This window comes from Streptomyces sp. NPDC021115, assembly GCF_044333065.1.
Lineage (GTDB): Bacteria > Actinomycetota > Actinomycetes > Streptomycetales > Streptomycetaceae > Streptomyces.
This window is the reverse complement of the sequence record NZ_JBIRQF010000039.1, coordinates 1-14796: the sequence shown is the minus strand read 5'-3', so window position 1 is coordinate 14796 and position 14796 is coordinate 1. Positions and strand designations below refer to the sequence as shown.

Annotated in this window: 2 protein-coding genes; both read right to left on the bottom strand. The window is 71.7% G+C overall.

What is annotated here, in order from left to right; translation table 11 throughout:
- Positions 1-37: 37 nt before the first annotated feature.
- The gene (locus ACH4TL_RS45485) at positions 38-8731 is read right to left on the bottom strand and encodes a type I polyketide synthase (protein WP_398331813.1); all 8694 of its coding nucleotides are present in this window, start codon (positions 8729-8731) and stop codon (positions 38-40) included.
- A gap of 15 nt (positions 8732-8746) precedes the next feature.
- Positions 8747-14796, bottom strand: a 6050-nt coding sequence (locus ACH4TL_RS45480) for a type I polyketide synthase (RefSeq protein ID WP_398425520.1), incomplete at its 5' end; no start/stop codon positions are given.

The window sequence follows — 14796 nt, the reverse complement described above, 5'->3', positions numbered from 1 at the left end:
CTTCGGTTTGGTCACCGGTCCCTTCCGCCGCCGCGCGTCATCCTTGGTCGTTCAGCCACTCGTGCACCCGCCGTGCGGTCGTCTCCGCGTCCACCTCCAGCAAGGTGAAGTGGTTTCCGGTCACCTCCAGCATCTCGTGATCCAGCGGCCAGGAAGGCCGCGTGGCCTCGAAGAGCAGCTCGGGCACGAACTCGGCGGCCTGTACGAACAGCGTCGGAGTGGTGATCGGCCCCGGCTGCCAGCCGCTGAACAGCCGCGCGTAGTGCGCCATCGCGGTGAGCTGGTCATCGTCCACCGGGATCTGAGGGAATCGCCGCATCAGCCGGTGGGTGGTGGCCGCCATGCCCAGTGCGAGGGTGTCGCCCGAGCCCGCGGGAGTGTCCAGCAGGACCAGCGCGCGCGGCGGTGTTCCGGCTGCCTCCAGCCGCGCGGTGAGGGTGTGGGCGAGCCAGCCCCCCGAGGAGTAGGCGACGAGCGTGAGCGGCTTGTCCCCGAACGCGCGCAGCACCGCGTCCGCCTGCCGGGCGGCGGTGGCGTCGAGATCAGCCGGAAGTGCCTCGCCCGGGCCGCAGCCGGGTGTGGGCAGGACCCAGACGTCGCGGGTGCCGCGCAGGGCTTCGGCGAACCGGGCGAACTGGTACGGGCTCGCCGGGGCCACCAGCGACGGGACGCACAGCAGGGGCTCGGCCTCCGAGCCGTCCGACAGCCGCACCGGCTCGGCGCCCGTCGGCCCCTCGCCTCCGGTGTCACAGACCTGGAACCTGGGGCGCGTTCCCGCCGCGAGGTCGAGCAGGTCCAGCCCGCGCTCGTGCTGCTCCTGGTCGAACGCGTGCCGGAAGAGGTGTGTGACGGTGCCGCCCCGCGCTACGCCGTCCGCTCGTTCCGGCCCGGCCGCGGCCGCCGGGCCGGCCGACCCGGCCAGGCCGGCCAGCAGATGGGTCGCGAGCGCGCGCGGCGTCGCGTGCTCGAACATCGCCTCGGCGGTCAGGGCCAGTCCGGTCGCCCGGCTGAGCCTGGTGCGCAGGTCGGTGATCGACAGGGAGGTGAAGCCGATTTCGAGGAACCTGCGGCCGGTTTCCACCTCCGCCACGTCGGTGTGGCCGAGAACGGACGCGATCTGCGAGGTGACCAGACCGAGCAACGCCTGGTCCTGCTCCTCGGCCGTCATGTCCCGCAGACGGATGGCCAGTTCGCGGTGGTCCTCGGCGCGCTCCGCCTCCGTAAGGGCCGAAGTCCGCTCATGGTGGCGCGCACCCCCCTGTGAGAGGAGCGATGTCGTCCCTGGCTCGACCGCCCGGTCCGCCAGCCAGAAGCGGTGGCGCCGGAAGGCGTACGTCGGCAGCTCGATCCGCTGGGCGCCGGTCCCGGCGAAGAACGCGGCCCAGTCCACCTCCGTGCCGCGTACGAACATCTCGGCAGCGGCGGTCAGCAGGCTCTCGGTCTCACCCCGGTCCCGGCGCAGAACCGAGACCGCGGTGTCCACATCGGACCGTACGAGGGAGGTGAGCACCGGATCGGGGCCGACCTCCAGCAGGCGGGTCGCGCCCAGCTCACCGGTCGCGGTCCGCACGGCGTCGTGGAAGCGGACCGGACGGCGGATCTGGCGCACCCAGTAGTCTCCCGTCGCCCAGTCCCGCTCCCCCACCGGGTCCCCGGTGACGGTGCTGACCGCCGGGAGCACCGGCTGCCGGTAGGCGACGCTTTCGGCGATACGGGCGAAGTCCGCCAGCATCGGCCGCATCAGCGGTGAGTGGAAGGCGTGGCTGACCCGCAGCCGGGACACCCGGCGGTCCTCCGCGCGCGCCACCGCCATCGCCCGCTCGACGGCGTCCTCATCCCCGGAGATCACCACCGCCGAGGGGCCGTTCACGGCCGCGATCGCGGCTCGCCCGCCCTCGGGTACCGCCTTGGTGGCCTCGTCGAGGATGCGCAACACCTCGTCCTCACCGGCCTCGATCGCGGCCATCGCACCACCCGTGGGCAGTGCCTGCATCAACCGGGCGCGCGCCGCGACCAGTCGGGAGGCGTCGGCGAGGTCGAAGACGCCCGCGGTACGGGCCGCGACCAGCTCGCCGATGGAGTGTCCGAGCACGACATCCGGGCTCATGCCACAGGAGCGCAGCAGTTCCACGAGGGCGGTCTGCACCGCGAACAACGCCGTCTGGGCATACCCGGTCCCGTCCAGCAGCGCCGCCTCGTCCGAGCCGTCCGGGGCGAACAGCGCCTGACGGACGGCGATGTCGAATCCGGCGGCGTCGTCCAGTTCCGCGTCCAGATGGGCGCACACCTCGTCCAGGGTCCGGGCGAACACGGGGAACCGGTCGTAGAGTTCGCGGCCCATGCCGATGCGCTGGCTGCCCTGCCCGGTGAACATCCAGGCCGTGCGGCCCTCGGACACGACGCCCGACACCACGGAGGCTTCGCCGCCGGCCAGAGCGGTCACGCCCGTACGGAGCGCCGCGTCGTCGGCGCCCAGCAACACCGCGCGATGGCCGAGCAGCGCGCGGGTCGTCGCCAGCGAGAAGCCGACGTCGAGGCGGGAGTTGTCATGAACGTCGGCGCCGTTACGGGCGTCGAGGAAGAATGCGAGGCGACCGGCCTGTGCCCGCAACGTCTGCGAGCTCCGTCCGGACAGCACCCACGGCACCACCGGCAGCTCTGCCGACGGCCGCTCCTCTACGGTTGCGGGTGTGGTCTCGGGAGCCTCTTCGAGGATGATGTGGGCGTTGGTGCCGCTGATGCCGAACGACGAGACGCCTGCCCGGCGCGTGCGTTCGCCCTTCGGCCAGGCGCGAGCGTCCGTGAGGAGTCGTACCGCTCCCGCCTCCCAGTCCACATGTGACGACGGCCGGTCCACGTGCAGCGTCGGCGGTAGTTGCTGTTCCCTCAGTGCCATGACCATCTTGATGAGTCCGGCGGCGCCGGCGGCGGCTTGGGTGTGGCCGATGTTGGACTTCACCGAGCCGAGCCACAGCGGATCCCCTTCACGACCCCGGCCATAGGTGGCCAGCAGGGCCTGCGCCTCAATGGGATCACCCAGGCTCGTGCCGGTGCCATGCGCCTCCACGACATCCACATCGGACGCCGAGACTTGGGCCGCCTTCAACGCCTGACGGATCACCCGCTGCTGCGACGGACCATTCGGCGCCGTCAGGCCATTCGACGCACCGTCCTGATTGACCGCGCTACCCCGTACGACCGCGAGCACGCCGTGTCCCAGGCGCTGGGCGTCGGACAGACGCTCCAGCACCAGCACCCCAGCTCCCTCGGACCAGCCGGTGCCATCCGCCGCCTCCGCGAACGCCTTGCAACGGCCATCCGGCGCGAGCCCACCCTGCTGCGAGAACTCCACGAACGCCGCCGGAGTGGACATCACCGTCGCTCCTCCGGCCAGAGCCATCCCGCACTCCCCGGACCGCAGCGCCTGACTCGCCAGATGCAACGCCACCAACGCCGACGAACACGCCGTATCCACCGTCACCGCAGGCCCTTCCAGACCCAGCGCATACGAGACCCGGCCGGAAATCACACTGGCCGCAGACCCGGTCCCGACGAAACCTTCGACCCCGTCCAGCCTGCCGCCCAGAGTATGCAGATAATCCTGCCCGTTGGTCCCGACGAACACCCCGGTGGCCGAGCCACGCAGCGACAGCGGATCAATCCCGGCCCGCTCCAACGCCTCCCACGACGTCTCCAGCAGCAACCGCTGCTGCGGATCCATGGCCAGCGCCTCACGCGGCGAGATCCCGAACAGCTCCGCGTCGAACTCGGCCACATCCTGGACGAACCCACCCGCACACACGTATGAAGTGCCCGCGTGGGCCGGGTCAGGATCGTACAGTCGGTCGAGGTCCCAGCCCCTGTCAACCGGGAACGGCGAAAGCCCGTCACCGCCCGAGGCCACAAGATCCCACAGGGCCTCCGGTGAAGATACGCCGCCCGGAAACCGGCAGCCCATGCCGACGATCGCGATCGGGTCTTCGGTGTCGTCGGCCGCATGGCCGCGAGCCTGCGGCGAGGGGGTGGTGTCCGGTCCGGGCGTCTCCCCCACCACCTGTTCGCGCAGGAACACTGCCAGCGCGGATGGGGTCGGGTGGTCGAAGACCAAAGTGGCGGGCAGAGGCAGAGCGGTGGCGTTGGCCAGCCGGTTGCGCAGGTCGACCGCTGTGAGGGAGTCGAAGCCGAGGTCCTTGAACGCCCGGCCGGGGTCGATCGTCGCGGACGAGGAGTGCCCGAGCACGGTGGCGACCTGGGACTGGACCAGTGTCAGCAGCATCCGGTCCTGCTCGGCCGCCGAACGGCCACGCAGCCGCCGTGCCAGCTCGCCGTCGCCCCCGGCTCCGAGATCGGCGGCGGGGGTACGCACTGCGGCCACCTCGGGCAGATCGCCGATCAAGGCGCTGGGGCGGGTGAACGTCATGGCGGCGGCGAAGCGTTCCCAGTCGACGTCGACCACGGTCTGGCACGCCCGGCCGTCACCGAGCACCTGCCGCAGGGCTGCGATGGCCCGGTCCGGGTCCAGTACGCGCACACCCAGACGGCGGAAGTGCTCCGCCACCACGCCGTCGGCGGCCATGCCATCGCCGCCCCACGGCCCCCAGGCCACCGACGTGGCCGTCAGCCCCAGACCGTGCCGGTGCTGCGCCAGAGCATCCACATACGCGTTGGCGGCGCCGTAGGCCGCCTGACCCGCATTCCCCACCACACCGGCGATGGACGAGAACAGGACGAAGGCGTCGAGGTCACGGTCGGCCGTCAGGTCGTGCAGATGGCGCGCGGCGTCCGCCTTCGCCGCCAGCACGCGCGCCAGCCGCTCCGGGGTCAGCCCCTCCACCACGCCGTCATCGAGGATCCCGGCAGTGTGAACGATTCCGGTCAGCGGCGCCTCCTCCGGGATGCCGTCCAGCACCGCCCGTACGGCCTCGCGGTCGCCGACGTCACAGGCCGCGAACGCGACATCGGCGCCCAAGTCCGCCAGCTCGCGGCGCAGTTCCTCCGCGCCGGGCGCCTCGGCACCCCGACGGGACACCAGCAGCAGGCGCTCAGCACCGCGAGCAGCCAGCCAGCGGGACACCAGCCCGCCCAGCGCACCCGTACCACCGGTCACCAGCACCGTGCCGCGCGGCTCCCAGTCCTCTCCCCGGCCGGTACCGGCCCCGTCCCGTACCAGCCGGGCCGCGAACACACCCGATGGCCGTACGGCCACCTGATCCTCGCCACCGGACGCCGCGAGCACGCACACCAGCCGCGTCAAGCTGTGCTCGTCGGCATCCTCCGGCACATCGACCAGACCGCCCCAACGCTCCGGCTGCTCCAACGCCACCGTCCGGCCCAGGCCCCACAACTGAGCTCCCACCGGATTCAGCAGCCGCTCGCCCGAAGCCACCGACACCGCCGACCGCGTCACACACCACACACGCGCCGCGATGTCGGAATCTCCCAGCGCCTGCACCAAGGTCAACGTCGCGGCGGTCGAGCCCGCCAAGGACACGACCCCCATCACCGTCTCGGTGTCCTCGGCTCGGATCTTCGCGGCCAGGGACTCGCGCGTATCGTCGGCGGCCACCGGCACGACGATCGTCTGAGCGCCGGCGGCTCGCAGCGTCCGCACGCACTGATCCGCGAAGTCGTCGTCCGCCCGGTTCGGGACGGCCACCAGCCAAACGCCCCGCAGCCGGTTCGGCGCCGCCACGGTCACGGGCTTCCACTGCACCCGGTACCGCCAGCCCGAGAGCAGCGACTCCTCGCGGTGCCGCAGCCGCCAGTCCGAGAGCACTGGCAGCACGGTGTCCAGCGGTGTGCCTGCGTCGACGCCGAGTTGACCGGCAAGGGATGCCACATCGCCCCGCTCGACCAGGTCCCAGAACCGCTTCTCGATCCCGCCGGACTCCGCGGCCGCTTCCGCCGGAAGCTCTCGGTCCGGCAGCCAGAACCGCTGCCGCTGGAAGGCGTACGTCGGCAGATCCACCCGCTGGGCGCCGGTCCCGGCGAACACGGCGGCCCAGTCGACCCGCGCTCCGCGGACGAACAGCCCCGACACCGCCGCCATCAGCGTCTCGGGCTCGGCGCGGCCCTTCCGCAGCACCGACACCGCCGCAGCGGTGTCCACCTCGGACCGAGCCAGCCCGGTGAGCACCGGATCGGGGCCGAGCTCCAGCAGGCGGGACGCGCCCTGTTCGGCGGTCGCGGTCGTCAGCGCGGCGTGGAAGCGCACCGGCCGGTGCACCTGGCGGACCCAGTACTCCGGGGTCACCCAATCCTCCGCGGTCACCGGCTCGCCGGTGACCGTGCTGATCGCGCGCGTATGGGGATCGTGGTAGGTGATCCCGGCGGCGACCTGGGCGAACTCGTCGAGCATCGGCCGCATCAGGGGCGAGTGGAACGCGTGGCTGACCCGCAGCCGGGAGACGCGGCGGCCTTGGCCGCGCGCGATGTCCATCGCTTGCTCCACGATGTCCTCGGCACCGGAAATCACGGTCGCAGAGGGGCCGTTGACGGCGGCGATCGCGGCCTGGTCACCTCCGGGCAGGCCCTTCAGGATCTCCAGCACGTCGCTCTCGGTGGCCTGGATCGCGGCCATCGCGCCCCCGCCGGGCAGGGCCTGCATCAACCGGGCCCGGGCGGCGACCAGCCGCGCGGCGTCGGCCGACTCGAACACCCCGGCCGCGTAGGCGGCGGCGAACTCACCGATCGAGTGGCCGAGCAGCAGGTCCGGCCGCATACCCCACGAGCGCAGCAGCTCCACGAGCGCGACCTGCACCGCGAACAGGGCGGGCTGGGCATAACCGGTGCGGTCCAGCAGGTCCGCCTCGGCGGAGCCCTCGGCCGCGAACAGTACGTCCCGCAGTGGGACGTCGAACCCGGCGGCGCCTTCCAGCTCGGCGTTCAGGTGGCCGCACACCTCGTCCAGGGCCCCAGCGAACGCCGGGAACCGGTCGTAGAGTTCGCGGCCCATGCCGATGCGCTGGCTGCCCTGGCCGGTGAACATCCAGGCCGTCCGGCCCTTGCTGACCGCTCCGGTCACCACGAAGGTGTCCGGGTCGGCCGCCTCGGTCTCGTCGGCCTCGGCGGACAGCACGGTCCCGTCGGACAGGCGAATCGTGCCCGTGTGCAGGGCCGCGCCGTCGGTGCCGAGTACCACGGCACGGTGTTCGAGGGCCGCGCGGGTCGTCGCCAGCGAGAAGCCCACGTCGACCGGGGATTGATCCTGCGGTCCCCGCTGGTCGAGAAGAGCCGCGAGGCGGCCGGCCTGTGCCCGCACCGCGTCCGGGGTACGTCCGGACAGCACCCACGGCACCACCGGCAGCTCCACCAACGGCCGCTCCTCAGCGGTGACGGGGACGGTCTCGGGAGCCTCTTCGAGGATGACGTGGGCGTTGGTCCCGCTGATCCCGAACGACGAGACGCCCGCCCGGCGCGTACGCTCACCCTTCGGCCAGGCGCGCGCATCCGTGAGAAGTCGTACCGCCCCGGAACTCCAGTCCACATGGGACGAGGGTGAATCCACGTGCAGCGTCGGCGGCAGTTGCTGTGCGCACAGCGCCATCACCATCTTGATGAGTCCGGCGGCACCGGCGGCGGCTTGGGTGTGGCCGATGTTGGACTTCACCGAGCCGAGCCACAACGGATCCCCCTCACGACCCCGGCCATAAGTGGCCAGCAGGGCCTGCGCCTCAATGGGATCACCCAGGCTCGTACCGGTGCCATGCGCCTCCACCACATCCACATCGGACGCCGAGACTTCGGCCGCCTCCAACGCCTGACGGATCACCCGCTGCTGCGACGGACCATTCGGCGCCGTCAGACCATTCGACGCACCGTCCTGATTGACCGCACTGCCCCGCACCACCGCCAGCACACGATGCCCCAGACGCCGGGCATCGGACAACCGCTCCAACACCAACACCCCAGCACCCTCGGACCAGCCCGTGCCATCCGCCGCCTCCGCGAACGCCTTGCAACGACCGTCCGGCGCAAGCCCCCGCTGCTGGGAGAACTCCACGAACGCCGCCGGAGTGGACATCACCGTCGCTCCTCCGGCCAGAGCCATCCCGCACTCCCCGGACCGCAACGCCTGACTCGCCAGATGCAACGCCACCAACGCCGACGAACACGCCGTATCCACCGTCACCGCAGGCCCTTCCAGACCCAACGCATAAGCCACACGACCGGAAATCACACTCGCGGCAGACCCAGTTCCCACAAAACCCTCGACCCCGTCCAGCCTGCCGCCCAGAGTATGCACATAATCCTGGCCATTGGTCCCCGCGAACACCCCGGTGGCCGAACCACGCAGCGACAGCGGATCAATCCCGGCCCGCTCCAACGCCTCCCACGACGTCTCCAGCAGCAACCGCTGCTGCGGATCCATCGCCAGCGCCTCACGCGGCGAGATCCCGAACAGCTCCGCATCGAACTCAGCCGCATCCTGCACAAACCCACCGACACACACGTACGACGTGCCCACCTGAGCCGGATCAGGATCCAACAGCCCGGCCAGGTCCCAGCCCCTGTCGACCGGGAACGGCGAAAGCCCGTCACCACCCGAAACCAGCATCTCCCACAGAGCCTCAGGAGAAGATACGCCGCCCGGAAACCGGCAGCCCATACCGACAATCGCGATCGGTTCGCGGGCGGCCGCGCGAAGCTGCTGGTTCCGCTTCTTGAGCGTGTTGGTCTCTTCCAGCGACTTCCGGAGCGCCTGGACGACCTTTTCGTACGGTGCACTCATCTGTTGTGACCCCGATCAGTCCTGTTCGAAGGGTTCGTCGTCGCCGAGCGCCAGTTGTACGAGATCGTCGACGTCCAGCTCGGCGATCGCCCCCTCCTCCGCGGGCTCCGCCCCTTCCGGCTCGTCCTCTCCGGAGGCGGCCAGCCGCACCAGGGCGTCCATCAGTCCCGCCGCGCGGAACCGGTCCAGGGGTACGGACGCCAGTACGCGCCGCAGCCGCTCCTCGTCCGGACCGGGATCCGCGTCGTCGCCGTCGTCCGGGAACAGCTCGCCACACAGATAACCGGCGAGCGAGGCCGGGGTCGGGTGGTCGAAGACGAGCGTGGTCGGCAACCGCAGCCCGGTGGCCGTGGCGAGCCGGTTGCGCAGATCCACCGCGGTGAGGGAATCGAAGCCGAAGTCCTTGAACGCGCGGTCCGCGTCGATCGCGGCGGCGGACGAGTGCCCCAGCACCACAGCGACCTGGGTCTGCACCAGATCCAGCAGCGACTGCTCCCGCTCGGCCGCGGGCAGGTCCCGCAGCCGCCGGGTCAGCTCGCCGGCCTCCTCGGCGCCGGCGTCGGCGGTCGCGGTCAGCGCCGCGGCCGCCTCGGGCAGGTCGGCGATGAGCGCGCTGGGCCGGGCCAGCGTCAGCGAAGGCGCGAAGCGTTCCCAGTCCACGTCGGCGACGGTCGCGCAGGCCCGGCCGTCGGCGAGTACCTGGTCGAGGGCCGCCACCGCCCGCTCCGGGTCCAGTACGCGAACGCCGGAACGGCGGAACCGTTCCTCGGCCACGCCGTCGGCCGCCATCCCGTCGCCGCCCCACGGCCCCCAGGCCACCGATGTGGCGGGCAGCCCCAGACCGCGCCGGTGTTGCGCGAGGGCGTCGAGGTGGGCGTTGCCCGCCGCGTACGCGGATTGGCCCGCATTGCCGAGGACCCCGGCGATGGAGGAGAACAACACGAAGGCGTCCAGTTCCAGGTCCGCCGTCAGTTCGTGCAGATGCCGCGCCGCATCCGCCTTCGCGGCCAGTACCCCGGAGAGCCGCTCCGGCGTCAGCTCGGTGACCACCCCGTCGTCCAGGATCCCCGCGGTGTGTACGACACCGGTCAGCGGCGCATCCTCGGGCATGCCGTCCAGCACGGCGGCGAGGGCTCGGCGGTCGGCGATGTCGCAGTCGGTGACGGTGACCCGCGCGCCGAGTTCGGTCAGCTCCCGCCGCAGTTCCGCCGCGCCCGGCGCCTGTGCCCCACGCCGGGAGACCAGCACGAGGTGTTCGGCGCCACGGGAGGCCAGCCGACGTGCCACATGCGCGCCCAGGGCGCCGGTGCCGCCGGTGATGAGGACCGTGCCGTGCGGCTGCCAGCCGTCGCCGTCTCCCCGCGCGGTGTCGCGCGCCAGCCGGGCCGCGTACACGCCCGAGGACCGTATGGCGACCTGGTCCTCGTAGCCTTCCGCGCGGCCGTCCGTGCGGCCCGCGGCGAGGACGGACACCAGACGGGTCAGGATCTGCCTCCCGACTTCCTCGGGCAGGTCGACCAGACCGCCCCAGCGCTGCGGCTGTTCAAAGGCCACCGTCTTGCCCAAGCCCCACAGCTGGGCCTGCGCGGGGTTGGCCAACCGCTCGCCCGCTCCGACGGAGACCGCTGAGTGGGTCAGGCACCACAGGGGCGCTTCGGCCTCGGCGTCGGCCAGTGCCTGCACCAGCGTCAGCGTCGTGGCGGTCGCGATGGGCACCGGCCCGTCACCGGGTTCTTGCGCTTCGGCTTCGGCTTCGGCCCATGCCAGCAGGGACACCACGCCGTCCGCCGAGGTCGCGCGGATCCGGTCGGCGAGTGCTTCGCGGCTCGTCGTGGCGGCGAGGGTCAGCACGGTGACCTCAGCCGCACCGCCCGCCCGCAGAGCCTGTACGCACTGCTCGGCCAATCCGTCCTGGGCGGCGGTCAGCCGCTCCGGCACTGCCAGCAGCCAGGTCCCCGACAGGCGGCCCGCACTCGGTACGGTCATCTGCTTCCACACCACCTCGTAGCGCCAGCCCGACAGCGCCGATTGCTCCCGCTGCCGCTTGCGCCACGTCGACAGCATGGGCAGCACGGTGTCCAGCGGTGTGCCTGCGTCGACGCCGAGTTGACCGGCAAGGGATGCCACATCGCCCTGCTCGACCAGGTTCCAGAACCCGGCTTCGGCATCGCCGACGCCCAGGTCGGTCGTGGTCGCCCGCTGGGTCTTGCGGTCCGGCAGCCAGAACCTCCGGCGCTGGAAGGCGTACGTCGGCAGATTCACCCGCTCGGCCCCGGTACCGGCGAACACCGCTGCCCAATCGACCTTGGCCCCGCGTACGAAGAGCTCAGCCACCGCCGTCAGCACGGTTTCGGCCTCGGCATGGCCCTCGCGCAATGCGGCCACGGAAAACGCGGGGTCCGCGCCGTCGGTTCCGGATCGGGTCAGTGCCGTCAGGACCGGGTCGGGCCCGATCTCCAGCAGTCGGCCGGCGCCCTGCTCGCCCGTGGTCGCCTCGATCGCGTCATGGAACCGCACCGGCTGCCGGACCTGGCCCACCCAGTAGTCCGGGTTCGCCCAGTCCTTTTCGCCGACCGGCTCGCCGGTGACCGTGCTGACCGCTGGGAGCGTCGGTTGCCGGTACGTGACGCTCGCCGCGATGTCGGCGAACTCCGCCAGCATCGGCTCCATCAACGGCGAGTGGAACGCATGGCTGACGCGCAGCCGGGACACCCGGCGGCCCCGCTCCCGCGCGGCCTCCATCAGCCGCTCGACCGCGTCCTCGTCGCCGGAGATCACCACGGCGGTGGGGCCGTTGACCGCCGCGACCGCCGCCCGCTCGCTGTCGGGAAGTCCGTGCAGAATCCCGGCGACCTCGGCCTCGGTGGCTTCGATCGCCGCCATCGCGCCGCCTGAGGGCAGCGCCTGCATCAACCGGGCGCGTCCCGCCACCAGCCGGGCGGCGTCGGCCAGTTCGAAGACCCCGGCGGCGTAGGCGGCGGCCAGTTCGCCGACCGAGTGGCCCAGCACCACGTCCGGGCGTACTCCCCAGGAGCGTAGGAGGTCCACCAGCGCGGACTGGACGGCGAAGAGCGCGGTCTGCGCGTAGCCGGTTTGGTCCAGCGACTCCGCCTCGGCGGAACCCTCGTCGGCGAACAGCACATCCCGCACGGGCACCTTGAACGCGTCGGTGCCCTCCAGTTCTGTGTCGAGGAAGTCGCAGACCTCGTCCAGGGTCCTGGCGAAGGCCGGGAACCGTTCGTACAGCTCGCGGCCCATGCCGAGCCGCTGGCTGCCCTGGCCGGTGAACATCCAGGCCGTCCGGCCGTCGCCGACCACACCGGACACCACGGTGGCGTCGGTGGCGTCGGTGGCGGTCGGGGTTGCGAAGGTCGCCACCCCGGCGCGCAGGGCATCGCGGTCGGCGCCCAGCACCACGGCGCGGTGGTCGAGCACGGCGCGGGTGGTCGCCAGCGACATCCCGACATCGACCGCGGCGGGTCCCCCCTCCTCGTACGCGCCGAGGAAGGCAGTCAGACGCCCGGCCTGCGCCCGCACCGCCTGTTCGCTCCGGCCGGACAGCACCCAGGGGACCAGCGGCAGCTCGGCCGACGGCCGGTCCTCCCGCTCATTCCGATCGTCCCAGCCCTCCCGCTCCGCAGCGACAGCCGGATCACCGATCGGCGCTTCCTCGATGATCACGTGCGCGTTGGTCCCGCTGATCCCGAACGACGAGACACCCGCCCGACGTGGCCGCTCACCGCGCGGCCAGGCGCGGGCCTCGGTCAGCAGCTTCACCGCCCCGGCTTCCCAGTCCACGTGGGACGAAGGCTCTTCCACATGCAGGGTCCGTGGCAGCCGCTGTGCCCGCAGCGCCATGACCATCTTGATCACACTCGCCGCGCCGGCCGCGGCCTGGCTGTGCCCGATGTTCGACTTGATCGAGCCCAGCCACAACGGACCCTGCGCGCCGCGGCCCTGGCCGTACGTCGCCAGCAGTGCCTGCGCCTCGATCGGGTCGCCGAGCTTGGTGCCGGTGCCGTGCGCTTCGACGACGTCCACGTCGGACGCCGAGACCTTCGCGGCCTTCAGCGCCTGGCGGATGACGCGCTGCTGGGAGGGGCCGTTCGGCGCGGTCAGACCGTTGGAGGCCCCGTCCTGGTTGACCGCGCTCCCGCGTACGACCGCGAGCACCGGATGCCCCAGGCGTTGCGCGTCGGAAAGCCGCTCCAGAACGAGGATTCCGCCGCCCTCGGACCATCCGGTGCCGTCCGCGGCATCCGCGAAGGACTTGCACCGGCCGTCCCCGGCCAGCCCGCCCTGCCGCGAGAACTCCACGAATATGCCTGGCGTGGCCATCACGGTCGCGCCTCCGGCGAGCGCCATCTCGCACTCGCCCGCGCGCAACGCCTGGCACGCCAGGTGCAGGGCGACCGACGCGGACGAGCACGCCGTGTCCACCGACACAGCCGGGCCCTCCAGGCCCAGCACGTACGACAACCGGCCCGAGGCGACGCTCGGCGTGCTGCCGGTGAGGAGATACCCCTCGGTCTCCGTATCCTGTTCGTCCTCCTGGCCACTGGCGTAGCCGTTGGCCGACACCCCCGCGAACACACCGGTCTGGGAACCGCGCAGGGACAACGGGTCGATGCCCGCCCGCTCCAGCGCCTCCCATGAGGTCTCCAGCAGCAGCCGCTGCTGCGGATCCATGGCAAGGGCCTCACGCGGCGAGATCCCGAACAGCTCCGCATCGAACTCCGTGACGTCCTGTACGAACCCTCCGACAGCCGCGATGTCCTCCAGCACCTGCGTGTTCCAGCCGCGGTCCACGGGCAGCGGCGACATCCCGTCGCCACCGGAGTCCACCAGCTCCCACAGCGTCTCGGGCGAGGTCACGCCCCCTGGGTAGCGGCAGCCCATGCCAACGATCGCGATCGGGTCGTCGGCGACGCCCGCACGCTCGGCGGGGCGATCCTCCACGGCCTGTTCCTCGACCGCGCCGAGCAGTTGCTCACGCAGGTACCCGGCGAGGGAGGCCGGGGTGGGGTGGTCGAAGACCATGGTGGCGGGCAGGGGGAGCGCGGTCGCACCATTGAGCCGGTTACGCAGGTCCACCGCGGTCAGAGAGTCGAAACCAAGATCCTTGAACGCCCTGGTCGGATCGACCGCAGCGGCCGAGGCATGCCCGAGTACCCCGGCGACCGACGTCTGTACGACGTCCAGCAGCATGCGTTCCTGCTCATCCGCGGACAGCCGGCGCAGACGCCGGGCCAGCGCGCTGCCGCTGCCAGTGGCGGACCGGCCTGCGGTGCGGCGCTGTTGAGGGGTGGCCGGGACGAGCACCTGCAACACACCCGGCAGACTGTCCCGGAACCCGGCCAGTGACGCGGTCCGCAGCGCGACCGGCAACGCGACGGGCTCGTTGACCTGCAGAGCGACATCCAGCAGCGCGAGCCCCTCCTCCGTGGACAGCGGCGGGAACCCCTGACGCCGAAGCCGGTCGATGTCCGCCTCACTCAGACGGCCCCCCATCCCCTCGGCCTGCTCCCACATACCCCATGCCAACGACACACCAGCCAGCCCCCGCGCCCGCCGGGACACCGCCAACGCATCCAGCACCGCATTACCCGCCGCATACGCCGACTGACCCGCGTTCCCCACCACACCCGCAATCGACGAGAACAGGACGAACGCGTCCAGATCACGGTCGGACGTCAACTCGTGCAGATGCACCGCCGACTCCGCCTTCGCCGCGAGCACCCGCGCCAACCGCTCCGGCGTCAGATCAGCGATCAACCCGTCGTCCAGGACACCGGCAGTGTGCACAATGCCCGTAAGGGGTGCATCCTCCGGGACCGTATCGAGGACGTCGGCCAGCGCCGCACGATTGCTGACGTCGCAGGCAGTAATCGTCACCCGCGCGCCCAGCCCGGTCAGCTCATCACGCAACTCCTCCGCACCCGGCGCCCCCACACCACGCCGGGAAACCAGCAGCAGATCACGAACACCATGCGCAGTGACCAGATGCCGGGCCACCACCGCACCCAAACCACCCGTACCACCAGTCACCAGCACCGTGCCACGCC